Raw genomic sequence first — 21,974 nt, 5'->3', positions numbered from 1 at the left:
TTCACGATCCGCTTCGTTTCTTATCTTATCATGAGTGGCTTACAGCACTCCTGATACAGACAAATCCCACACAAGGTTCATTGCTCTGCACAACGTAAGCAGAGAACTTGCCTGATCCGGTTCATTCAATATTCAAGAAAAGGAGAATTACTTATGAAACTCAGTGCACGTAATCAGTTAAAAGGAAAAATCATCAACATCAACCAGGGAGCTGTAAATTCCATCGTTTCCATCGATATCGGTGGTGGAAATATCATCACTGCTACCATCTCCTGTGCGGCGGTGGAAGAACTTGGACTGAAAGTAGGCTCTGATGCTTACGCAGTGATTAAGGCAACCAATGTTATGGTAGGTATCGATGAATAAAGTCTACACAGCACAGGAAGTTGCAGATAAACTAAAGATCAAAAAATCCACAGTATATGACCTGATCAAACGCGGAGAGCTTTCCTCCTCCAAAGTCGGCAAACAGCTGCGGGTCAGCGAGGAACAGCTGTCTCAGTATCTTAAGGGTTCGGAATGTTCTGCGTCTTCTGCTCAGTCTTATGATCACCAGCCGGAGAGCTCTCTTTTGAAAAGGGATTATCTTCTGCATTCCAGTGGACTGATCATCAGCGGACAGTGTTCTCCGGCTCTGGATCTTCTCCTGAATCAGCTTCCCACACACCCGGACAATCTGCCGGTTCTGCAGTCTCACATGAACACCTACAACGGACTGTATTCTCTCTATTTTGAAAAAGTCCACATTGCCTGTGCATCCGCCTCACCGGAAGATATCCATAGCCTTATACCCGGTATCCCACTGACTGTGATCTCTCTGTGTCAATATCCTGTCGGCTTCTATGTAAAAAAAGAAAATCCCAAGAATATCCGGGGATTTTCTGATCTTACACGGGCAGATATTATTTTTGTGAACCGCGAAAAAGGAAGCAGCCGTCGTATCCTTCTTGACCGTACACTTCTGTCTTCCGAAATTTCACCGGATTCCATATCCGGATATCGAAATGAGCTTGTTACCGATCACTCCACGGCTGCTGCAGTGGCTGGCGGACAGGCAGACATAGCTCTTGGCGAGGCCTGTGTAGCGAGAAGCTTTCCGGAGCTGGATTTTCTTCCTGTTTGCCAGGAATCACTCTTCCTGGTTATGCAGACCAAAAATCTGAGCACCCCCGGCTTTCAGGCCGTAGCGGAAACCATTGCATCCGAACCTTTCCGCCGGTTTTTAGCTCTTCAAACCGGATACGATACTACTGACACCGGAAATATCCGGCATATTTAGGGCTAAGAAAAACGCTTATGTAAAAAATTCTTCCACAACCATTTCTTTGATAATACAAAATCAGCCAGCACGTCAATGATCACTCCTTATTTTTGCCCAATTAAGGAAGTTTCTTGATCCTATGACTGCTGACTGATCTTTATTTATTCAAATATTGATATACTCTTGAAGAAATCGAACGGATTCCGTACAGTAAATGATCTTCGGAAGCGCCTTCTGAAAATATACATAATACATAATTTGTTTTCTTTCCATAGACGATTGCCATATCATGCTGAACTGAGCTTGTCTCACCAGTTTTGTTCGCGCATACTATACCTGTCGGAAGACCTGATGGAATTTTGTATCGTTTCGTCTGATGCAGTAAAAGATTTAGCATTTCTCTGGAATACTGTTGAGAAACACACTGACCTCGATAGATTTTTTCTAAGAGTCTCCCACAATCTTTTGCAGATGCCGTGTTACGCCAGCCATCACTGCTCCAGGCAGAAGAAGATGGATGCAGGGAACTGTGACAACCGGTATTTTTGTAACCGTTCTTTCGAAGATACTGGTTCACTACAGCCGTTCCTCCTACAAAGCTTCCGCCTCCCTGACGCCTTACCAGTTCATTATAACATTCATTATCACTGACAGTGATCATATCCCACAGCAAGCTGTACACACCGGAGCTGTATTGCATTTTTCCCTGACGGATCTGATCATAGACCGACGCCATCACAAATGCCTTGATCGTACTTGCCGGATACATTTCCCGATCATTTATGTTTACAACATTTCCTGTTTTCAGATCTTTTATATAAACAGACCAGTTTCCACCGTAGGCAGAAACAAAGCTCTCCAATTCCGATTTAAATGCACTTAGAGCATACTCTGATCTTGTACTTTTTCTTCCCTGCCAGTCCACATACTGACCATCCGGTGTTTTCATATTTTTCGCAATGGTTCCGTTCGATTTCAGGTAATAACCATCTTTCCACCGGTTCACCAGCATTTTTCCATTTTGGTCTACATAATATTGCTGGCCCTCACAGGTTACCCACCCTGCCTTCTGTACCATTCTCCCATTATCATTGCCAAAATAATAGATTCCGTTAAACTTTTTTCCCTGAACTGTTTTGTTCACTTTATGAAAAGACGGACGCATGCAGATTCTTCCGGTTCCATAGAAATAATAATAACCACTTTTAAAATTACGCCCACCGAATCTTCTCTGTCTTATATAGCGTACTGTTCCACGATCAGCCAGTTTTCCGTACGCTTCCACATAATAAATGCCTGCGATAATTTTTTTGCCCCGTACCTTCTGTTCAGCTACGTTTACAAAGCCACGCTCTCCCTTTGAAATTCTTCCATTGGAGTCTGTGATGTGGTATTTATCAAAGCGGACACCAGAAACTGTCTTTTTATCAAAATAATACACGGATTGTTTTCTCAAAAGTTTTCCGTTTTTATCAAACATATAAAATCCTGTTTTTAAAAACTCTGTCTTTGGAATTGACAAATAACGTAATCCGGTAAGTTTTCGCTTCTTAGAATCTTTCAAATACCAGTTCCCGCCAGATTTCTGAAGATAATTTCCACTGTTATCCCAAAATCGTACCGTTCTTTCAGCAGCCTCGACCTTTATCTCTGTACTTCTGATACCAATAATTCCTCCAAAAACCACTATTAATATCAACCAATATATACAAACTGTTTTTTTTGCTTTCATACTTTAACAAGACCTGCCACAGACAATGACAGGTCTTTCTCCTTTATCTTTATTATCCTATTTTCATGCAGATGTTCTGGATCAGGCGGTTGTAGCCGGTTACCTTTTTCAGCCATTCCAGCGCTATGGACACTGCCAGTGAAGCCAGCAGAAGCGTCAGTGTATTGGTCAGAAAATATCCACTCACATACACAAAAGAATATTTTCTTATAAATGTATGTATCAGAAATATATTCATGGAATGTTTTCCGAGGAACAATAAAATCTGTCGCACTCCCGGAATGACATTAATAAATTCGCAGCAAAATGCCATAAATACAATTGGATACACACCCCAGTGGATCTCACTGTATACCGTCAGCGGCAAAGTTCTGTACGCTTTATACAAAATAAACACCGCAAGAAGCTCCAGAAGAAATTTGAAAACATGCTTCATTCCAGCATTCCATATCTTAAACCATCGGTTAAACAGATCATACTTGGCTACACACATTCCCATGAGAAATACCGGTAAAAATGCATAAATACCCGTAATTCCCATAACCTCCAGGGAAATTATCCGTGGAAATGCCGCAACAGCCACAAGAATAAATACCAGATATTCTTCCTTTATCATAAACAGTGGCACACAGATGATAAAAATGATCGCCGCACTCATATACCACCAGGTTCCGTTCAGAGTCGAAGTTCCGAAAAGTTTCGCCAGACCAAAAAAATCCAGCACCATTGCGCTAACACCTTTGGCAATATTCCCGTTTCCGAAATATCTGGCCACGGCATAGCCGTTATAAAGCTGTGAGCTCACAACAGAAAGCCCCCATATAATCCAGAACCCTCCCATTGTTTTTATCAGTCTTTTGGCTGTCCACTTGCCAGGTGTAGAATTATTTTTTCTGTAACTGAGATACAGTCCGTATCCGGAAATAAATGCATAGATCGGTACACAGATCTTAAATGTTCTGCACAGATACATGATCCGATCTGCTGAAAACGGAGTGAAAACAACATTCAGCCCCTCAAATCTGTCTTGACTCAGATACATATGATGGAACAGCATTATAACAATGGCAATGCCCTTCATCGCCTGAGAATTATATTTATCAAACTTTATTGCCTGCTTTCCTTCCAAAATCCAACCTCCATATTACCGATTCTCGATGATCCTCTCATAAACTCGTTTGGAACAGTTACGGTCATTAAATGCAAAGGTCTCATCCATTCGTTTCCGATATTCCTCTTTCATCTGACAGCCGTCTGCCATATATTCGATGATCCGGTCCACAGTTCCGTCCAGTGTATGCTCCACCTCTCCGAAGCCATCTCTCTCATAGTCAAAGTATCCCTCTGTGTAGGAATGCGCGCCACTGAAAAAGCTGTCTCTGTCAAACTGGGAGTATACGATGGGTTTTCTCAAATATGCAAAATCAAAGGCAACCGAAGAATAGTCCGTGATCATCAGATCTGTCTGGGCAAAAATGTCCTTGTAGGAATAAGACGAATCCATAAATTTTACCCGTGGATCATGACGGAACATATGCAGACCGTCAATGGTATTTGGGTGAGGCATGAAGCAGATGGTATATCCGTACTTCTCTGCCGCTCCCAGAAGTCTTTCGCTGTTGAGAAGATCATCATAAAAATGGAAATATTCGCTTTCCTGAAATTCTTTTCCAAGCTGCCATACCCCTCTGGCATCGGTTCCTGAGGAAAGGCTTTTGCGCCAGGTAGGCATCACCGTCACATACTTACGCTCATCATGGACCAGACGGTCATAACGCGGCATTCCCGTAAGCCAGATATTTTTTTCCGGATAAAAATAGTCATAGGTAAAGGCAGAATCATATTCCGGCTTTGTGCTGACGATAAATCCGAAAAGATTACGGTTGTATTTGTTCAGCCACTTGGACTGGTTGTCTTTGGTCACACCATGCTGTAAAAATACCAGCTTTTTGTCATAGATGATATCGCGGTACAGATACTCCAGCTTTCCAAAAGGATTGATCACCGGTTTGTTAGCCTGGGAGGACAGTGAAAATTCATTCAGCAGGAACAGAAGCTTATGCTTCCAGGAGAAAGGCTCCACAACCTTTCCAAGCTTCTTCATTTCCACATAATCCTGTGTATCCTTGTTGACTACAAAGTACGGCTCCACCGTAGGGTCCGGATTGGCGCAGAGATAGCGGAACATCACTTCGCCGTTGTCATCTCCGCGTGTTGTACGATCGGAGATCAGCCAGATCTGCTTTTTCTGCTTTGCCTTCTGCATCTCGTAGAGCTTACGTACGAGAACTGCCTTTTTTCCGGCCTTTCCCTGAGAAAATATTGCTTTGGTGCGTTTTTTCTTCAGCTGTTTCTCCCTACTCTGACTGTATGGCTCTACCGTTACTTCATACTGATGGCCCAGAACCTTTGCATCTTCCTGATCCTCTCCACGGATCATCCGGACTTTTTCGTTAAGATACAGAAGCTTATCCTCTATATGCAGGAAAAGCGGCAGCTTCTTTGTAAATGGCACATATTTTCCGTAGGAAATATTGTACATTTTATTTATATGTCCATCTGTGCCTGTGCCCCAGCTGATAAACTCCCGGATCTCGGAAAGCGGAATGTCCACGATATACAGCTTCTCAACGGCACTTTCTTCTCTGCACCAGCCGGTTCTTTCCAGTGTATATTTCCATCTGGCTTCATAGGTGTTGCCACCAGTCATCATATATGCACGGTTTGTCCTGCTCACAGGCTCCACAATGGAAAATTCACAGTGAAGCTGGTCTTTTTCCGGCTGGAATATCTTGACACGGAGATTGTCATATATGGGATTCAGGATCGTGTCTGCCTGATCCGGAAATTTTTTGCATATATCCGGATAATATTTCCGGAGAAGATATACTTTGTTTGCCCTGCTGATATGCTGATTGGACATCACGATCTCCGGAAACTCCATCTGCTTCAGGAAGCTTTCGATACCTTCCTCATATCTGCACTTTTTCTCTTCATCAAGCTTCTCGTTATCAAATATGATATCAGCTATTTTTGCGCTGTAATACAGCAGCACATAATCTGCATTTTTTTCATGAACAGGATTTTCTTTTATTCTGCAGTCTGCGATCTTTCGGAAAAATTCCTGATAAAATACCTCCAGCTGGTCCGGATCCTGCAGCATATTCTTCCAATCATCCACCATGAGATGGTCCGCAAGGATCTGCACATAGATATCTTCCCCTGAAGCCACTCCCAGACTCCGGCAGCTTACAACGGACTGATATACCATGGTCATCACATCCAGATACCAGATCTCCGGACGGATCTCGGATACCCATTTCACCTGATCTGCGGCAAATGTGTAAGCGGTATACAGCTGATGCAGAAGATATACATTGTTATCCAGCGTTGTTTTTTCGGTGAAACGGTTACAGTAATTATTATGCTCCCGCACATAGATATTTCCTTTTCCACGGATCTTTGTTAGGACAACATCTCTGTTTTCTTCCTCAAAGCAGCGTCTGATCTCTGCACTGGATTTTGGGGAAAAACGGATTCCGGCTTTTGCAAAAACAACATAGCTTCCGGCTATCTTATCCTTCAGCTCCGCCACAAGATCCCCGCATTCCAGTCCGTCAATATATAAAAGATCCCGGTCATCCAGCATCTCCCGGAAACGAGGATCCTCCGGATTGAACTCTCCGTAGATCTTATCCAGCTCTTCGTCCTTGAGCTCTTTCTCCTTTTCTCCGGCTTCCTCCAGCTCCCGCATGTCCCGTTCATCAGGAATATCCATATCTCCTGCAATGCATACTGCAAGGATCTGTACCGTTCCTTCCGGTGTGACCTCACGTACATTTTTAAAGGTTCTGTAAAGCTTTGCGGTATCTTTTGCAAAAACAACTACTGAAAATTCATACTCCCTGTTCATATTGCTCCTTTTGTATCCTTACATTAAAATTTTTTCTCTTTCAGCCTTCTTTTCAGTTTGTCCGGTATTTGAGCATTGGCTATATATTCATAAATTCGTTTGCTGTTGTCATTGTCCCTGTAGGGAAGAAGCTCATCTCTTCTTCCTGAAAATTCCGGTTTTTCACGGAATCCGTTCCTCGCATATTCTCCGATAAGGTCTACCAGCTGGTTCTGATCCCATGCCAGATCTCCGAAAACATCTTTTTTGTAGTCCATATAGCTTCCCTGGACTTTCTCATAGGTTTCCAGATCAAAGGGATAAAATACCACCGGTTTTTCCTGATAGTAGACATCCCAGGAAACAGAAGAATAATCGGTGATCAGCATATGACAGCTCATCAGAAGCTGATTCAGCGGCATAGTCCCAAATGGGATCAGACGGATATGCCTGTCTTCCACCTGAAAGCTCCGGATATGTTCCCGGAATTTCGGATGGATATAAAAATTCAGCGTGATATTTTCCTTTTCCAGAAGAGTCTTAAGCCTCTCATCCTGCAGAAATGCTTTATAACGCTGATAGTATTCACTTTTTTTGAACTGCTCCTCGCTGATATCCTCCAGCCAGCTTCTCCATGTAGGCATCAGCAGGATCTCTTTATGAGCCGGATCCGACTTGTCCTCCAGCACATCCCATCTGGCCAAACCAGTGATGATGATCTCTTCATTATCGTATCCGAAATAATCATGGATGATCTTCTGTTCATAACCCGAAGACACCACAAACAGTGCCATCTGATTGCCTCCGCCTTTATGAAAGGTCCTGTGGCATTGCTTGAAGCCCATCACTCCATGCTGGAGAAATACAATGTTCTTCCGTGCCTGATACAGAACCTTGTAGATGCTGTTGGGCGAATCCCAGATATAAAAATGCCGGATTGCATCGGTAGATATCAGATACCGTGCAGCGCTGAGATAGATCATGTACTTAAATGACATGAACTGGATCACATTGGCATCATACTCTTTTACAGCCTGATAATCCGGACATTTTTTATCTATTACATAAAAAATCCGACTTCTGTCCTTCTCCGATGCATGCTCCATACAGTACCGGAAAAAATAGAGGCCGTTGTCCTGTGCCATTGTACAGTATTTCTCGCAGATCAGCCATAATTTCTTATGATCCCAGTAAGGTTTCAGGATAAAATAGCAGAATAATGCAAGAAATTCTTTTGCTATAAATGCATAGCTGTCATATTTCGGATCATATTTCCGGTATTGAATGGTAAACTGCCTTGCTCCGTTGACAAAGGGATAAACCATATGCCCATCCCCGGTTCTGGTCCATCTTGGAAAAAGGATCAGCTTAAGTTTAAGTTTTGAACTTAAGCCTCCCAGGATCGCATCCTCATAATTTCCTTTTCCTTCTTTATCCACAGATGCCACCACATCCCAGAATGCGGTTTCCATCGGATACTGATCTACATTGATCTGTGCATGATACACGATCGTATTTCCTTTTTTTGCTGTCTGCATTTCAAAAGGAAAACTTGTATCCAACACTGCATTTCGCTGTTTCAGCTTCAGGGAACGGATCCTTCCTCTGGATCCTTCCAGCTCAAAACTGATCTTTATGGTTCCTTTTGTCAGCGAAAATTTCCTGGTTTTTACCTTGATCTCCGCCGGAGCTTCCATTAACTGCTGCAATTTTTCACCACCTGTTACATTTCTTTGATCGCTTTGTAATTTCTTTCACAATTCTTTGTATCCCACAGATCAAAATATTTTCCGTGTCTTTCCAGATAGATCTCTTCATTGGCAAATCCCTGCTTATGCAGGCGGATCAGCCAGTCCGTTACTTCCTGTTCCGTTACACATACCGGACCGAAGCCATCTTTCCGGAAATCAAAATACCCGATCTGATGATGACTTTGCCGGAATTTTTCATTGTCAAACTGGTAGTAGACCAGTGGCTTTTTCATGTAGGCAAAGTCCATGGCCACACTGGAAAAATCAGTCACCAGCACTGCGGACTCTTTAAGGAGTGTCTGCACATCGTACTCAGGCCAGGACGCCACTGTGATCTTCGGATGATCCACATGAAAATATTTCAGGAACCGATGCATTTCCCTGTGCGGATAAAAGATGATCTGAAGATCGTTCTCCTCAATATAGCGGATCAGTCTCTCATCCTTGAGAAGTGCATCCCAGTACCGGTAATAATCGGTTTCCATGAATTTCTGTGCTTCCAGCTCGTGATCAGAGGCTGAGATCTCATTGCGGATATACATACGCCAGGTCGGCATGATCAGGATCTGGTTCTTTTTTACCTTCATATCATGAAGCTGGTCAAAACGACACAGTCCCAGCTCCTGCACATAGCCTTCCGGATATCCGTACCGGTCATTGACATATTTCCACTCATCATAGGTACTGGTAACAAAAAGACTCATTTTTGTATGGGGATAATACAGAAAACTAAGATCTGCCGTAATGATCCCATGCTGCAGGAACGCCCGCTTGTTCCGTAGGATTCCGTAAACCTCCAGCACATAGCAGATGGCTGCGTTTGGTTTTCCCATTTTCTGGGAGCTGATATTTTTTGATGCAGCCAGATAGTAGATCCAGTGGCGGAAGCTTCCATACTGGATCACAGGTCCCAGATTTTTTACCCGGGCATAATCCGGAGATTTTCTATTGATGGCGTACACTGCATCCTCACTGGTATTTTCTCTCAGATATTTGTACAGCCAGAATCCGTTATCCCGGCATTCATTCTCTGTATCACAGAGAAGCCAGAGATCCCTGCGAAAAAGTCTGTAGACCATCGCAATGGGAAATGCCAGGATAAACTTGATGATGTGAAGCAGATCCCCAGGTTTTACTCGTTTCAGTTTTTCAAGAAATGTCTGTTCCATGTTTCCCTCTGTTTACAGGATCCCGGTTTATTCCTCTGACCAGTCTCCGTTATCATCCCAGACAATCTCTCCGTCTCCGCTGTCATCTGTATCTGTACTGTTGTCAAGAGAATCGTCACCGCTTCCACTGTTGCTGCTGTCATCTACATAGTCGCCGCTATCATCACTGCTGTCATAGTTTCCATCATCACTGCTGTTGTCGTAGCTTCCGTCATCGCTGCCGTCGTAGCTTCCGTCATTACTGCTGTCATAGTTTCCGTCATCACTGTTATCATAGCTTCCATCATCACTGTTGTCATAGCTTCCATCGCTGCTGTCAGAAGAAGTATCCGTGATACCGGAAGAACTGTCTGTCAGATCTGAAGCATCTGTGCTGTCTGCGGAATCACTGCTGTCCGCCTCACTGTTATCCGTTTCCACATTGCCAATAGTGCTCTTCTCACTCTTGTCACTGAGGCTTGTATAGGTCAGGTATGCTTCTCCGTTATCGATCATCAGTTTTGCCTTTTCCATATCGCTCAGCTGTACACTGTAGATCTCATAGGCATTTCCGTCTCCGTCTACGATCTTCATATCATAGATGGCATCTCTTGCAGAATCCGGGGTGTAATACATCTGCACCTGCTCCGCATCTTTGATGGTAGCTTCTGCAGGAACAAGACTTTTGCCCCATTCTTCCCCTCCTGCCGCGCGGAGATAGATCTCACGGATCTCTCCCTTCGTGCTGTTGGTAAGATAAACAAATTTTGCAGTACTGGTCTTTACACCGATCAGCTTCGGTGCAGGTGTAGATGTGGGAAGCGGTGTGGATGTAGCCGGTGCAGCCGTAGGTGCGGCTGTAGGAACCGGTGTTGGTGTCACCTCTGCTGTTTCCTTTGATGATTTTCCACAGCCGGCAATACCAAGCGCCGTCACTGCTGTCAGTACGATCAAAAGCTTCTTATATTTCATAATGATTACCTCCAGATTGCAGTTTTATGCTAAAAATGTTTTTCCAACGAAGTATCCGAGCACCAGGATACCAAGAATGATCCTGTACCAGCCGAATACTTTAAAATCGTGTTTCTTGATATATCCCATCAGGAATTTGATGGCAAGAACAGATACCACAAAGGATACCACAACACCTACGATCAGGATGATCAGCTCTGTGGAGCTGAAGGCAAAACCGAATTTGACCAGTTTCAGAAGACTTGCTCCGAACATAACCGGAATTGCCAGGAAAAAGGTAAATTCTGCTGCAACTGTACGGGATGTTCCTGCAAGGATTCCTCCGATAATGGTAGATCCGGAACGGGATGTTCCCGGAATCACGGAAAGCACCTGGAAGCAGCCGATGATCAGCGCTGTCTTAAAGGAAAGCTCATCCAGTCTGGTGCAGGTTGGTCTGCGGCGTTTGTTGTAGTTCTCGATAACGATAAAAAGCACACCATAAACGATCAGCATGATGGCAACGACCACATAGTTGTAAAATTTCTTTTCAATAATGTCATTAAAAGGAAGAGCGATGATGATCGTCGGCAGACATGCTACCAGGATCTTAAACCAGAGGATCCACTTATCCTTATCACAGTATTTTTCTACAAAAGTAAGGACAGTTCTGGGTACTGCCGGCTGTTTACGCAGTGCCATCTGTGTTTTCTTCGGGATTTTTCTTATGTAAAAAGGCCACAGCTTGTTCCAGTACAGTACAACAACTGCCAGGATCGCGCCAAGCTGGATCACCACCAGGAAAAATTCCATAAATGCCTCGGATACATTCAGCTTGATAAACTCATCCACAAGGATCATATGTCCGGTACTACTGATCGGAAGCCACTCGGTGATTCCCTCCACAATACCGAGAAGGATAACCTTCAGTAATTCTATAAAAATCATGTTAACTCCTTTCTAAAAGCAAGATAAGGACAGGGCCGGTATGTGAACGACGGCCCCGTCCTTATCAGTATATTACATATTTGACAATTCGTAAACTTTTAATTTTTTATTTCACAAAATTTACAATTTTTTATCGATTGTCGATGGTGGCGATATCTACCAGAGTCAGGTGGTTCAGGTCTGTATTCTCAAGACTTGTGACCAGAGCCTCTGCAGTATCAAGACTTGTAAGCACATTGACACCTGTCTCGATAGCATTACGACGGATCACGAAACCATCCTTCTGGTGCTCAACACCCTGTGGCGGTGTGTCGATAACAACATCGATCTTGTGGCCAAGGATCAGGTCCATCAGGTTCGGAGACGGCTGCTCCAGCTTGTTGGTACGTGTTACCTTGATTCCGTTTTCAGTCAGTACGCTTGCAGTACCTCTTGTTGCAAAGATACGGTATCCCTGAGCTTCGAAACGTTTTGCGATCGGAATGATGTCCTTCTTATCCTCATCTTTTACAGTGATGATCATCTGTTTGTGCTTCGGAAGACGGATTCCGGCTCCGATGAAGGCTTTGTAAAGAGCCTCGTTAAAGGTTTTTGCAATACCAAGGCACTCACCTGTGGATTTCATCTCAGGTCCGAGGCTGATATCTGCGCCTCTGATCTTCTCGAAGGAGAATACCGGCATCTTGATTGCGAAGTACTCTGCTTCTTTCTGAAGTCCCGGTGTGTAACCAAGCTCTTTGATCTTATGTCCAAGGATAACTCTTGTTGCAAGCGGAACGATCGGGATTCCTGTTACCTTGCTGATGTACGGTACTGTACGGCTGGAACGCGGGTTAACCTCGATGACATATACATCCTCGCCTACAACGATGAACTGAATATTGATCATACCGATTACATGAAGTGCCTGTGCAAGACGGCGTGTGTACTCGGCGATGGTATCTTTTGCTTTCTGGCTGATGGTCTGTGCCGGATATACGGAAATACTGTCTCCGGAATGGATACCTGCACGCTCGATGTGCTCCATGATTCCAGGGATCAGGATGTCCTCACCGTCGCATACTGCATCGACCTCGATTTCTTTACCCATCAGGTACTTATCAACAAGGATCGGATGCTCCTGTGCGATCTGGTTGATGATTCCGATGTACTCTTCCACGTCCTCATCGCTGACAGCGATACGCATTCCCTGTCCTCCAAGTACATAGGACGGGCGGACAAGTACCGGATAACCCAGCTCATTGGCTGCTTTTTTCGCCTCTTCTGCTGTGAATACGGTATGTCCCTTCGGTCTCGGGATCTCACATTTCTCAAGGATGGCATCAAAGAGCTCTCTATCCTCTGCAGCATCTACGTTCTCAGCAGATGTTCCGAGGATCTTAACGCCCATCTTGATCAGTGCCTCTGTAAGCTTGATAGCTGTCTGTCCACCGAACTGAACAACAGCTCCGTCCGGTTTCTCGATATTTACAACATTCTCAACATCTTCCGGTGTCAGCGGCTCAAAATACAGCTTATCTGCAATATCGAAGTCTGTACTTACTGTCTCCGGGTTATTGTTGATGATGATCGTCTCATATCCTTCTTTCGCAAATGCCCATGTACAGTGTACAGAGCAGAAGTCGAACTCGATACCCTGACCGATACGGATCGGGCCGGAACCAAGTACCAGGATCTTTTTCTTATCTTTTGTTTCTACAGCTTCATTCTCTGTCTGCTCATCGCCGTATACAGAATAGTAATATGGTGTCGCTGCCGCAAACTCTGCTGCACAGGTATCAACCATCTTGTATGCTGCACGGATGCCGTACTCTTTACGCAGGTCTTTGATCTCAGCTTCTGTCTTTCCTGTCAGGTCTGCGATGATGTAGTCCGGGAACTCCAGACGTTTTGCTTCCAGAAGAAGGTCTTTGTCCAGCTTCTGAGTTTTCAGAGCCTGCTCCATCTCAACAAGGATAGCCAGCTTATCGATGAACCAGATGTCGATCTTTGTGATATCATGAAGCTTCTCCTGGGAAACATTTCGTCTCAGGGCTTCTGCGATTTTCCAGATACGGCGGTCATCCACAATGTTCAGCTCGTCCATCAGTTCTTCATCAGAAAGATGTGAGAAATCATAGGACATCAGACTGTCTACATGCTGCTCCAGGGAACGGATAGCCTTCATTAAAGCACCCTCAAAGTTATGGCAGATACTCATAACCTCACCGGTAGCCTTCATCTGTGTAGTCAGTGTACGTTTTGCTGTGATGAATTTGTCAAATGGCAGACGCGGGATCTTAACAACACAGTAATCCAACATCGGCTCGAAGCTTGCGTATGTTTTGCCTGTGATGGCGTTCGGGATCTCATCCAGTGTGTAACCCAGTGCGATCTTGGCTGCAACCTTGGCGATCGGATAACCGGTAGCCTTACTTGCAAGTGCGGAGGAACGGCTTACACGAGGGTTAACCTCGATAACGCAGTACTCAAAGCTCTCCGGATGAAGAGCGTACTGTACGTTACATCCACCTGTGATGCCAAGCTCTGTGATGATGTTAAGTGCAGATGTACGGAGCATCTGATACTCTTTATCTCCTAAGGTCTGGGAAGGAGCAACTACGATGGAGTCACCGGTATGGACACCAACCGGGTCAATGTTCTCCATGTTGCAGACTGTGATGCAGTTTCCTGCGCTGTCTCGCATTACCTCGTACTCGATCTCTTTCCATCCGGCGATACATCTCTCTACAAGAACCTCGCCTACACGGGAAAGACGGAGACCATTCTCAAGGATCTCACGAAGCTCCGGCTCATTATGCGCGATACCGCCGCCGCTTCCGCCAAGTGTATATGCAGGACGGAGAACAACCGGATAACCGATAGTCTGAGTAAACGCAACACCGTCTTCTACAGTTGTTACGACCTTGGATGCTGCAACCGGCTCGCCGATCTTTTCCATTGTATCCTTAAATTCCTGACGGTCCTCAGCTTTACGGATCGTTGCTGCTGTGGTACCGATGAGACGTACATTGTGCTCTTTCAGGAAGCCCTTTTCCTCAAGCTCCATGGCAAGGTTCAGACCTGCCTGTCCGCCCAGTGTAGGAAGTACACTGTCCGGTTTCTCTTTGAGGATCAGCTGCTCTACGACTTCAACAGTCAGAGGCTCGATGTAAACTCTGTCTGCGATGTCTTTATCTGTCATGATGGTAGCAGGATTGGAGTTTAAAAGTACAACCTCCATGCCCTCTTCCTTCAGGGAGCGGCATGCCTGGGTTCCTGCATAGTCAAACTCTGCTGCCTGGCCGATTATGATCGGGCCTGAGCCGATTACAAGTACTTTTTTTATGTCCTTATTCCTTGGCATTATTTCTCTCCTCCCATCATCTTCATGAATCTGTCAAAAAGGTAACTGGAATCCTGTGGTCCCGGGCATGCTTCCGGATGGAACTGTACAGTAAAGATGTTCTTTCCGTTATATGCCATACCCTCGTTTGTTCCGTCGTTGACGTTTACAAATGCAGGATGTGCGATATTTTTCTCCTCAAGTCCCTCTGCGTCTACAACGTAGCCATGGTTCTGGGAGGAAATATATACTCTTCCTGTCTCAAGGTCTTTAACCGGATGATTTCCGCCTCTGTGACCGTATTTCATCTTATGGGTGTCTCCGCCCGTTGCAAGAGCCATAAGCTGATGTCCAAGACAGATGGCAAAGATCGGTACATCAGAGTCGTAAAGTTTTTTGATTTCTTTAATAATAGAAGTACATTCCTTCGGATCTCCAGGTCCGTTGCTGAGCATGATGCCGTCCGGATTGTCTCCAAGGATTTCTTCTGCAGATGTCAGAGCCGGGTAAATAGTAACCTGGCATCCTCTCTCATTCAGTGAGCGTGCAATGTTTTTCTTGGCGCCCAGATCAAGAAGGGCAACCTTCGGTCCGTTCCCCTTAAGCACTTCCTTTTCGCGGCAGGAAACCTTCTCTACCACTTTTCCTGTTGTATATGCTTTTAATCTGGGGATGATTGTATCCAGGTCATAGTTCTCATCAACTGTGATCATTCCGTTCATGGTTCCCTTCTCACGAAGGATCTTAGTCAGTGCTCTGGTATCAATTCCTGCGATTCCCGGAATGTCGTTTTTGCTCAGAAAATGCTGAATGGTGTCTACGCTTCTGAAGTTGCTGGGAACTCGTGATAATTCGCGTACAATAAATCCGTCAATCCACGGCTTCCTTGATTCCTGGTCATCATAACAGATTCCGTAGTTTCCGATCAGCGGATATGTCATACACACCGCCTGTCCTGCGTAAGAAGGATCTGTCATTACTTCCAGATAACCGGTCATGGAAGTGTTAAAGACAATTTCACTGATGACTTCCCTTGCAGAACCAATGCTGGTTCCTGTAAATACATGGCCATCTTCCAATATCAGAAATGCTTTCATACAATCTCCCTTTCTTTGTTCTCTTATTTTATCCTAAATCTTCAAGATTGTATCACAGGAATCGTCATTTTTCAACACCATATGCAAAAAAAATGTATAAAACTAACTTAAAATATTTTTTTTGAATTTTTTTAATTTTTTTGAATTTTTCTATTGACATTATCCCATTCCTGAGTTATTATAAGTGAGCAGTCGACGAGCGGAGCAAACAAAGCGAAGCAAGCCGGTTGAAAAAATGCAGGAATGGCGGAATTGGCAGACGCGCAGGCTTCAGGTGCCTGTGGTCGCAAGATCGTGTGGGTTCAAGTCCCATTTCCTGCATTCTTTTTTATTTTATCCAAAATCAAAAAAACAGAAGCGCCCAACACCGGCACTTCTGTTTTTTTATTTATTTTTCTTTTTCAGAAAAGATCTCGCTCCCGCCCCAGAGAAGCGCACCTGTAAATATGAAAAGATCCGAAATATTAAATACGACCTTCTTAAGCTTCGGATTTTCCACATTCAGGCTCACATAATCCGTGACGTATCCCTTTCTGCGACGTTCCGTATAATTATTCAGACCGCCGCCCAGGATCATGGAAAGCCCAAGCTTGGATATGCGTGTGCCTTTTTCTCCGAAAGTACGTATATACTCCCAGATTGCACCGCCCAGCACCATAGATGCAAGATCTCTCAGGAATTCTTTATCTTTGTTTTTTAATATTCCAAGCATCATCCCATGATTATGGCAATTTCTTACGATCAGTCTGCCTCCCAGGCACTTTTCCTTCAGATCTTTCTTTTCCGATGTGTTGATTTTTTTCTTTATATAATAGTCTGTACCAAAGATTCCCGCCGTCAGTAAATTCCACAACATTATTCCCCCTCCTTATTTCTGTGGTCTGCATAATATTCAGGCAGGCTCCCACTGGGGAAAGCCTGCCTTATATGCTTATGGTTATTCTGTTTTTTCTTCTATTGTTTCTGTATTTTCCGGATCAGCCGCAGGCTCCTCTGTTTCTGCAGATCCCACTTCCGTTCTTTCCTCTTCCAATTCCGGATCTGATCCTGATGTTTCTGTTTCTGACGCTTCTGCGGTTTTTGCTGCCACTTCTGTAGCTTCTTCTGTTTCTACTACTTCTGACGCTTCTACTGTCTCTTCCGGATCTGCTGCCGCTTCTGTAGCTTCTGCGTTTTCTTCCGCTTCTGTCTCCGGTACTTCTGTCACCTCTGCCTCAGCAGCCTCTTCAAGCTCCTCATCTGCCTGCTCGATCACATCGGCAGCTTTCTCTTCCAGCTCCGCTGTAGGACACGCCGCTCCGCAATACGGACAGAAGCTGGCCTCCCGCATCACCGCCTTATGGCAGGCCGGGCAGAACTTCTCCCCTTTACTGGCAGCGATCGCATCTCTGTAGTGATCCGCCTCCAGCATGTGCTGGCTGATTTCCTCGCAGATAGCTCCCGTCTCACCGTCAACGGCTTCTCCCTGCTCATAACGTGTATAGATCATCTTTCCGATATCCATCATCAGCTTTTCGGTCATACGCTCCTGTGCAGAGAGCTTGTTACGGATCTTCTGGATCTCATAGAGATTCTCTGCTCTGGAACTTAAGCCCTTTGCCTTTCTTGTCAGTGTGTTTCCCAGATCATCCCAAAAACTGCTTTTTGCCATATCTGTCACGCTCCTTTATATATTAAAGAATCTTCTTGTTTCTTATCCTTCCAGTGCCGGGATCTCCTGTCCACGCATAAGGATCTTCGGACCTCCGTTGCCCTGAATGTATCCCTCTGTGATCACGACCTCACCGATATTGTCGTCCTTCGGGATCTCATACATGATATCCAGCATATATTCCTCCAGGATAGCCCGGAGAGCTCTGGCTCCTGTATGGCGTTCCAATGCCTTACGGGCAATGGCATGTAAGGCACCGTCCTCAAACTCCAGTTTTACTTCATCCAGTGCCAAAAGCTTCTTGTACTGTTTCAGAATGGCGTTCTTCGGCTCCTTGAGGATCTTCACAAGCATATCTTCCGTCAGCCCGTTCAGGGTAAAGATGATCGGAAGACGACCGATAAATTCCGGAATCATTCCAAATGCACGGAGATCATCTACCGTTACTTTCTCCAGCACATGCGGATCATCATCATATTTGTCCTTCAGATCTGCATAAAATCCGATAGACGCCTGTTTATTCAGTCTTTCTTTGATGATATTCTCAAGATCCGGGAACGCACCGCCACAGATAAACAGAATGTTCCTTGTATTTACAGTCACCATAGGTACCATGGCATTCTTGCTGGTAGCACCCACCGGAACTTCCACTTCACTTCCCTCCAGAAGTTTCAGAAGTCCCTGCTGGACAGCCTCTCCGCTGACATCTCTCTGGTTGGTATTCTTCTTCTTTGCGATCTTATCGATCTCATCGATGAAAATGATCCCGTGCTCTGCCTTCTCCACATCATTATCTGCAGCCGCAAGGAGCTTGGATACTACGCTCTCGATATCATCACCGATATAACCAGCCTCTGTAAGAGATGTGGCATCTGCAATGGCAAGCGGTACCTGAAGAAGTCTGGCAAGCATCTTCACCAGATAAGTCTTACCGCAGCCTGTAGGTCCGATCATCAGCATATTGGATTTCTCGATCTCAATATCATCCATGGTATCTGTGGCAACTCTTTTATAATGGTTGTATACACCTACAGACATTACCTTCTTGGCATATTCCTGTCCGATCACATATTCATCCAGAGTTGCTTTGATCTTATGTGGTGCAGGAATATCTTTGAGATCGATCACCGGCTTCGGAGTCTCTGATTTTTTCTTGATCTTCTTCGCCTGGTTTCCGGGATTCTGGAAACTGCTGAGATCGATCATGCTCACATTCGGCATGTTAAAAAGATCGGAATAATTTCCATTGTTCATCTGGGTGTTCATAGTATCAAAGCTTTTCTGCATGCAATCCGCACAGATATGTATATGATTAGGAAGGTCGATCATCTTCCCTGCCTGACTCTCCGGTCTGCGACATAAAAAACAGAATTTCTCGTATTTCTGCTCCTGGTCATTGTCTTTATTATTATCAAACTGATCTGCCATAACATTTCCTTTCTGGTTTTTATTATGCATATTATAGCACATAATCCGGCTGTATCAAATTAAGTTTTTATAAACCGGGGAGCTGCATGTTCTTATGCAGCTCCCCGGTTTATAAATGGTTATCCTGTATTTTCTTTTATTTGTCAGAAGAGGGTTTGCTTCCGAGGGTCACTTCAACCGTCTGTTCCTTGTACTCTCCGCTGTTCGCTCTGGAGATCACCACTTCGATGGTTTCTCCTGCCTCATAATACTGCAGCTTATCAACAAGGTCATCCTTGCCGCTTACCTTCTGTCCATCCAGCTTCACAATGATATCGCCTTTTTTGATCCCTGCATTATCTGCTGCGCCGCCTTCCGTTACCTCAGTAATAAAAGCACCTGCCGGCATATTATACATCTGGATGGCTTCTGTTGTAAGATCGGCAGCCTTGACTCCCATATATCCTACCTTGGAAGAATCTTCCACCTTATCTCTGGTTTCGCGGTTCATCAGTTCTTCCAGGATCGGCTCTGCCTTGGAGATCGGAATGGCATATCCCATGCCTTCCACCTGACTGTCTGCATACTTGGCCGCATTGATACCGATCACTTCACCGTTCATGTTCAGAAGTGCACCGCCACTGTTTCCGGGATTGATCGCTGCATCAGTCTGGATCAGTCCGCTGGCTTCTCCGTCCTCTGTACCGATGCTTCTGTTAAGGGCACTTATCCATCCGGAGGTAACTGACTGTCCATAGCCCAGTGCATTGCCAATGGCAACCACCTGCTCACCGACTACAAGATCGTCCGAGCTTCCCATCTGTGCGATCTTGATCTCATCCATGGTCTCATCCGGAATATCGGATTTCTCCACTGCCACCACTGCCAGATCATTCTCTTCATCGGTACCTTTGATCTTGGCAGAAACTGCGTTATCCACATCCGCATCTCCATCGGAGCTGCTTGCCATAGCCTGGGTTTCTTCTTCCGCTCCTACCACATCACTGCCTGCAAAGCACACAGTAAGTGTAGTCGCTCCAGATACCACATGGTTGTTAGTCGCAATGAGAAGCTCGCTGTCATTTTCTCCTACAATAATACCGGAACCACTTCCTGCACTCTGATACTGCCTCGTTCCATATCCGAAAAAGCTTGGGATCTCCTGCACACTGACAGATGTAATGGCAACGATAGAAGACATGGTTGCCTGGGCTACACCGGCCACTGTACCACTCTCTGCCACAATATCCTTCACAGTAGAATCCGCAGAGCTACTGTCAGTACTGTCCTCTGTCCCGGTAACTGTTTCTGTCTTTCCGATTGTTGTACTGCTGTCATTTCCTCTGTATTTATCTGCTGCAATATTCACGCCCTGAAAAACCACTCCGGCTACCAGCCCAAAGATCACAGCCAGTGCCACCGCAGTGGCTGCTTTCTTTCCAAAGCTGTTGTTGCCTGAAAAATCTCTCTTTTTCCGCGGCTTTTTGGGCGGTATATTTCCACCGGCATAATTACCGGCCTGAGGCTGATGCACCTCATAATGTCCGTATTTTGGTTTCTCCTGCGAAGTGCCTTCACTCTGTCCGGCACCTGCATAACTGTCCTGTCCGCTCTCCTGCATCCTGCGTCCCTCAGAATAAGGATGCGTCAGCGGTTTCTGTTCTGCCGAAGCATTCTTATCCTCATCCGGCAAGCCTGTCCCCCATTTATTCTCTTCACTCATGCCTCTGGTGCTCCCTTCTATGTTATCTGATGCATGTATCTGTTACTGCTCACTCCGTTCTCAGTAACATTTATTTCTCTTATAAAAGACAGTTTAACAGGGAATTGTGTTTAAACTGTGATATCTCTTTTAAAAAACCGTGACCTGCTCTTATTTGTTCTTTTTCCAGTATTCCGGATTCATGGTGCAGGATCGGATCATTTTTTCAGGGAGCTTTTTGTATCGTTTTCCGAGAAAATATCCGGCGTATTTGGAAGCGCTCTGCAAAAACAGTCCGGGGATCAGCCATATGTGGCCTGTTTTCAGAAGATATGCCATGCTTTTTTTTACCAGCCGGATGCCCTCACCTTCGGAAGGCACTCCTTCAAAAACCTCCGGATGCTCCGCCTGGGAAACTCCCAGATCAAAATTCCTGTGGAACTGCTGCATACAGGTGTAATTGTGAGAATGATATACACGCGCTTCTGATACATAGGCAACTCCATAGCCTTTTTTTACCATCCAGCCTGCATAGATCATATCTTCATTAAAAATAGCATGCTCCGGAAATCCACCAATCTCATCATAGATCCTGTGATCATAAGCAGCACAGACGTTGGAGCAGAAATATGTTTTGATCCCGTAGGTCTGTACATCTTTTTCCGTTTTCAGACAGGACTGTTCCGGATAATTAAAGGAACGGGTATATTTTTCCAGAAATCTGCAGTCCTTTTTTGGAAGCTGACGCGCATAAGCGGCTCCTGCCTGTGGATTCTCTGCAAGAGCTCCTACCAGTGCTCCGATCAGTTCCCTGTCTGCCGGCATTGCATCCTGTGTCATAAATACAAGGATCTCCGCATCCGAAAGCTCTGCCGCCTGCCTTCTGGTACCGCCATGGTCAAATTCTTCTTTTGTAAGATGCCGGACTTCCACAAGCGGATATTCCTGTTCCCAGGTCTCTTTCCAGAATTTCTTTTCTGTATTCATGACAAGGATCTTATTGATAGGATATTTCTGTGCGCTGAGTCTTTCCAGCAGTTTTTCAAATTCTTCTCCCGGACGGTATGCCGGGATGATCACGTCTGTTTTTAATGTTTTCATATTTGTCT

16 protein-coding genes and 1 tRNA gene are annotated in these 21,974 nt (G+C 45.0%); 3 read left to right on the top strand and 14 right to left on the bottom strand.

Annotation, left to right across the window (positions count from 1 at the left end; translation table 11 throughout):
• Positions 1–153: 153 nt before the first annotated feature.
• Both DWW77_RS10530 and DWW77_RS10525 read left to right on the top strand, forming a co-directional pair.
• Complete coding sequence (locus DWW77_RS10530) at positions 154–366, top strand: TOBE domain-containing protein (RefSeq protein ID WP_015527392.1); 213 nt, start codon at positions 154–156, stop codon at positions 364–366.
• A complete protein-coding gene (locus DWW77_RS10525) occupies positions 359–1,279 on the top strand; it encodes a helix-turn-helix transcriptional regulator (RefSeq protein WP_118608662.1) in 921 nt (306 codons plus the stop codon). Before DWW77_RS10530 ends, DWW77_RS10525 begins: the two co-directional genes overlap by 8 nt.
• Positions 1,280–1,418: 139 nt before the next feature.
• Here DWW77_RS10525 and DWW77_RS10520 read toward each other — a convergent pair whose 3' ends face one another.
• From DWW77_RS10520 to DWW77_RS10480, 9 genes are all read right to left on the bottom strand, one after another.
• Positions 1,419–2,741 (bottom strand): serine hydrolase, encoded by a 1,323-nt coding sequence (locus tag DWW77_RS10520; protein ID WP_173761054.1) that lies wholly within the window; start codon positions 2,739–2,741, stop codon positions 1,419–1,421.
• Positions 2,742–3,045: 304 nt separating this feature from the next.
• Positions 3,046–4,122: an acyltransferase family protein gene (locus tag DWW77_RS10515; protein WP_110102795.1), complete on the bottom strand. Its 1,077-nt coding sequence runs from the start codon at positions 4,120–4,122 to the stop codon at positions 3,046–3,048.
• A gap of 15 nt (positions 4,123–4,137) precedes the next feature.
• Positions 4,138–6,906, bottom strand: a complete 2,769-nt coding sequence (locus DWW77_RS10510) for a CDP-glycerol glycerophosphotransferase family protein (RefSeq protein ID WP_059086128.1) — start codon at positions 6,904–6,906, stop codon at positions 4,138–4,140.
• 23 nt (positions 6,907–6,929) lie between these two features.
• Positions 6,930–8,594, bottom strand: coding sequence for a CDP-glycerol glycerophosphotransferase family protein (locus DWW77_RS10505; protein ID WP_059086129.1), 1,665 nt, complete (start codon positions 8,592–8,594; stop codon positions 6,930–6,932).
• Positions 8,595–8,608: 14 nt separating this feature from the next.
• Positions 8,609–9,805 carry a CDP-glycerol--poly(glycerophosphate) glycerophosphotransferase gene (locus DWW77_RS10500; protein ID WP_021651922.1) on the bottom strand — a complete coding sequence of 399 codons (1,197 nt, stop codon included), beginning with the start codon at positions 9,803–9,805 and terminating at the stop codon, positions 8,609–8,611.
• 27 nt (positions 9,806–9,832) lie between these two features.
• Positions 9,833–10,756 carry a hypothetical protein gene (locus DWW77_RS10495; protein ID WP_114002047.1) on the bottom strand — a complete coding sequence of 308 codons (924 nt, stop codon included), beginning with the start codon at positions 10,754–10,756 and terminating at the stop codon, positions 9,833–9,835.
• A gap of 24 nt (positions 10,757–10,780) precedes the next feature.
• Positions 10,781–11,683: an undecaprenyl-diphosphate phosphatase gene (locus tag DWW77_RS10490; RefSeq protein WP_021651920.1), complete on the bottom strand. Its 903-nt coding sequence runs from the start codon at positions 11,681–11,683 to the stop codon at positions 10,781–10,783.
• Positions 11,684–11,813: 130 nt separating this feature from the next.
• A complete protein-coding gene (gene carB / locus DWW77_RS10485; protein ID WP_022426976.1) occupies positions 11,814–15,029 on the bottom strand; it encodes a carbamoyl-phosphate synthase large subunit in 3,216 nt (1,071 codons plus the stop codon).
• Positions 15,029–16,105: a carbamoyl phosphate synthase small subunit gene (locus tag DWW77_RS10480; RefSeq protein WP_015527400.1), complete on the bottom strand. Its 1,077-nt coding sequence runs from the start codon at positions 16,103–16,105 to the stop codon at positions 15,029–15,031. The genes carB and DWW77_RS10480 overlap by 1 nt, the downstream gene beginning before the upstream one ends.
• A 237-nt stretch (positions 16,106–16,342) precedes the next feature.
• On the opposite strand from DWW77_RS10480, the gene DWW77_RS10475 reads away from it, so the two are divergent.
• A tRNA-Leu gene (locus tag DWW77_RS10475) sits at positions 16,343–16,426 on the top strand.
• Between the two features lie 67 nt (positions 16,427–16,493).
• Here the strand turns inward: DWW77_RS10475 and DWW77_RS10470 are convergent.
• The 5 genes from DWW77_RS10470 to DWW77_RS10450 form a co-directional block, all read right to left on the bottom strand.
• Positions 16,494–16,961 carry a signal peptidase II gene (locus DWW77_RS10470; RefSeq protein ID WP_022426975.1) on the bottom strand — a complete coding sequence of 156 codons (468 nt, stop codon included), beginning with the start codon at positions 16,959–16,961 and terminating at the stop codon, positions 16,494–16,496.
• 81 nt (positions 16,962–17,042) lie between these two features.
• The gene (locus DWW77_RS10465) at positions 17,043–17,756 is read right to left on the bottom strand and encodes a zinc ribbon domain-containing protein (RefSeq protein ID WP_022426974.1); all 714 of its coding nucleotides are present in this window, start codon (positions 17,754–17,756) and stop codon (positions 17,043–17,045) included.
• A gap of 42 nt (positions 17,757–17,798) precedes the next feature.
• Positions 17,799–19,184 (bottom strand): ATP-dependent Clp protease ATP-binding subunit ClpX, encoded by a 1,386-nt coding sequence (gene clpX / locus DWW77_RS10460; RefSeq protein ID WP_022426973.1) that lies wholly within the window; start codon positions 19,182–19,184, stop codon positions 17,799–17,801.
• A 136-nt stretch (positions 19,185–19,320) separates the two neighbouring features.
• Positions 19,321–20,886 carry a S1C family serine protease gene (locus tag DWW77_RS10455; protein ID WP_022426972.1) on the bottom strand — a complete coding sequence of 522 codons (1,566 nt, stop codon included), beginning with the start codon at positions 20,884–20,886 and terminating at the stop codon, positions 19,321–19,323.
• Positions 20,887–21,036: 150 nt separating this feature from the next.
• Complete coding sequence (locus DWW77_RS10450) at positions 21,037–21,966, bottom strand: glycosyltransferase family 2 protein (RefSeq protein ID WP_022426971.1); 930 nt, start codon at positions 21,964–21,966, stop codon at positions 21,037–21,039.
• Positions 21,967–21,974: the final 8 nt, after the last annotated feature.

The sequence above is a fragment of the Ruminococcus sp. AF17-12 genome, from assembly GCF_003479245.1.
GTDB lineage: Bacteria > Bacillota > Clostridia > Lachnospirales > Lachnospiraceae > Blautia_A > Blautia_A fusiformis.
This window is presented reverse-complemented; position numbering and strand designations above follow the sequence as displayed.

Coding starts and splice junctions, on each gene's coding strand:
- DWW77_RS10530 (WP_015527392.1), top strand. CDS start 154: ATGAAACTCAGTGCACGTAATCAGTTAAAAGGAAAAATCATCAACATC.
- DWW77_RS10525 (WP_118608662.1), top strand. CDS start 359: ATGAATAAAGTCTACACAGCACAGGAAGTTGCAGATAAACTAAAGATC.
- DWW77_RS10520 (WP_173761054.1), bottom strand. CDS start 2,741: ATGTTTGATAAAAACGGAAAACTTTTGAGAAAACAATCCGTGTATTAT.
- DWW77_RS10510 (WP_059086128.1), bottom strand. CDS start 6,906: ATGAACAGGGAGTATGAATTTTCAGTAGTTGTTTTTGCAAAAGATACC.
- DWW77_RS10500 (WP_021651922.1), bottom strand. CDS start 9,805: ATGGAACAGACATTTCTTGAAAAACTGAAACGAGTAAAACCTGGGGAT.
- DWW77_RS10495 (WP_114002047.1), bottom strand. CDS start 10,756: ATGAAATATAAGAAGCTTTTGATCGTACTGACAGCAGTGACGGCGCTT.
- DWW77_RS10490 (WP_021651920.1), bottom strand. CDS start 11,683: ATGATTTTTATAGAATTACTGAAGGTTATCCTTCTCGGTATTGTGGAG.
- carB (WP_022426976.1), bottom strand. CDS start 15,029: ATGCCAAGGAATAAGGACATAAAAAAAGTACTTGTAATCGGCTCAGGC.
- DWW77_RS10480 (WP_015527400.1), bottom strand. CDS start 16,105: ATGAAAGCATTTCTGATATTGGAAGATGGCCATGTATTTACAGGAACC.
- DWW77_RS10470 (WP_022426975.1), bottom strand. CDS start 16,961: ATGTTGTGGAATTTACTGACGGCGGGAATCTTTGGTACAGACTATTAT.
- DWW77_RS10465 (WP_022426974.1), bottom strand. CDS start 17,756: ATGGCAAAAAGCAGTTTTTGGGATGATCTGGGAAACACACTGACAAGA.
- clpX (WP_022426973.1), bottom strand. CDS start 19,184: ATGGCAGATCAGTTTGATAATAATAAAGACAATGACCAGGAGCAGAAA.
- DWW77_RS10455 (WP_022426972.1), bottom strand. CDS start 20,886: ATGAGTGAAGAGAATAAATGGGGGACAGGCTTGCCGGATGAGGATAAG.
- DWW77_RS10450 (WP_022426971.1), bottom strand. CDS start 21,966: ATGAAAACATTAAAAACAGACGTGATCATCCCGGCATACCGTCCGGGA.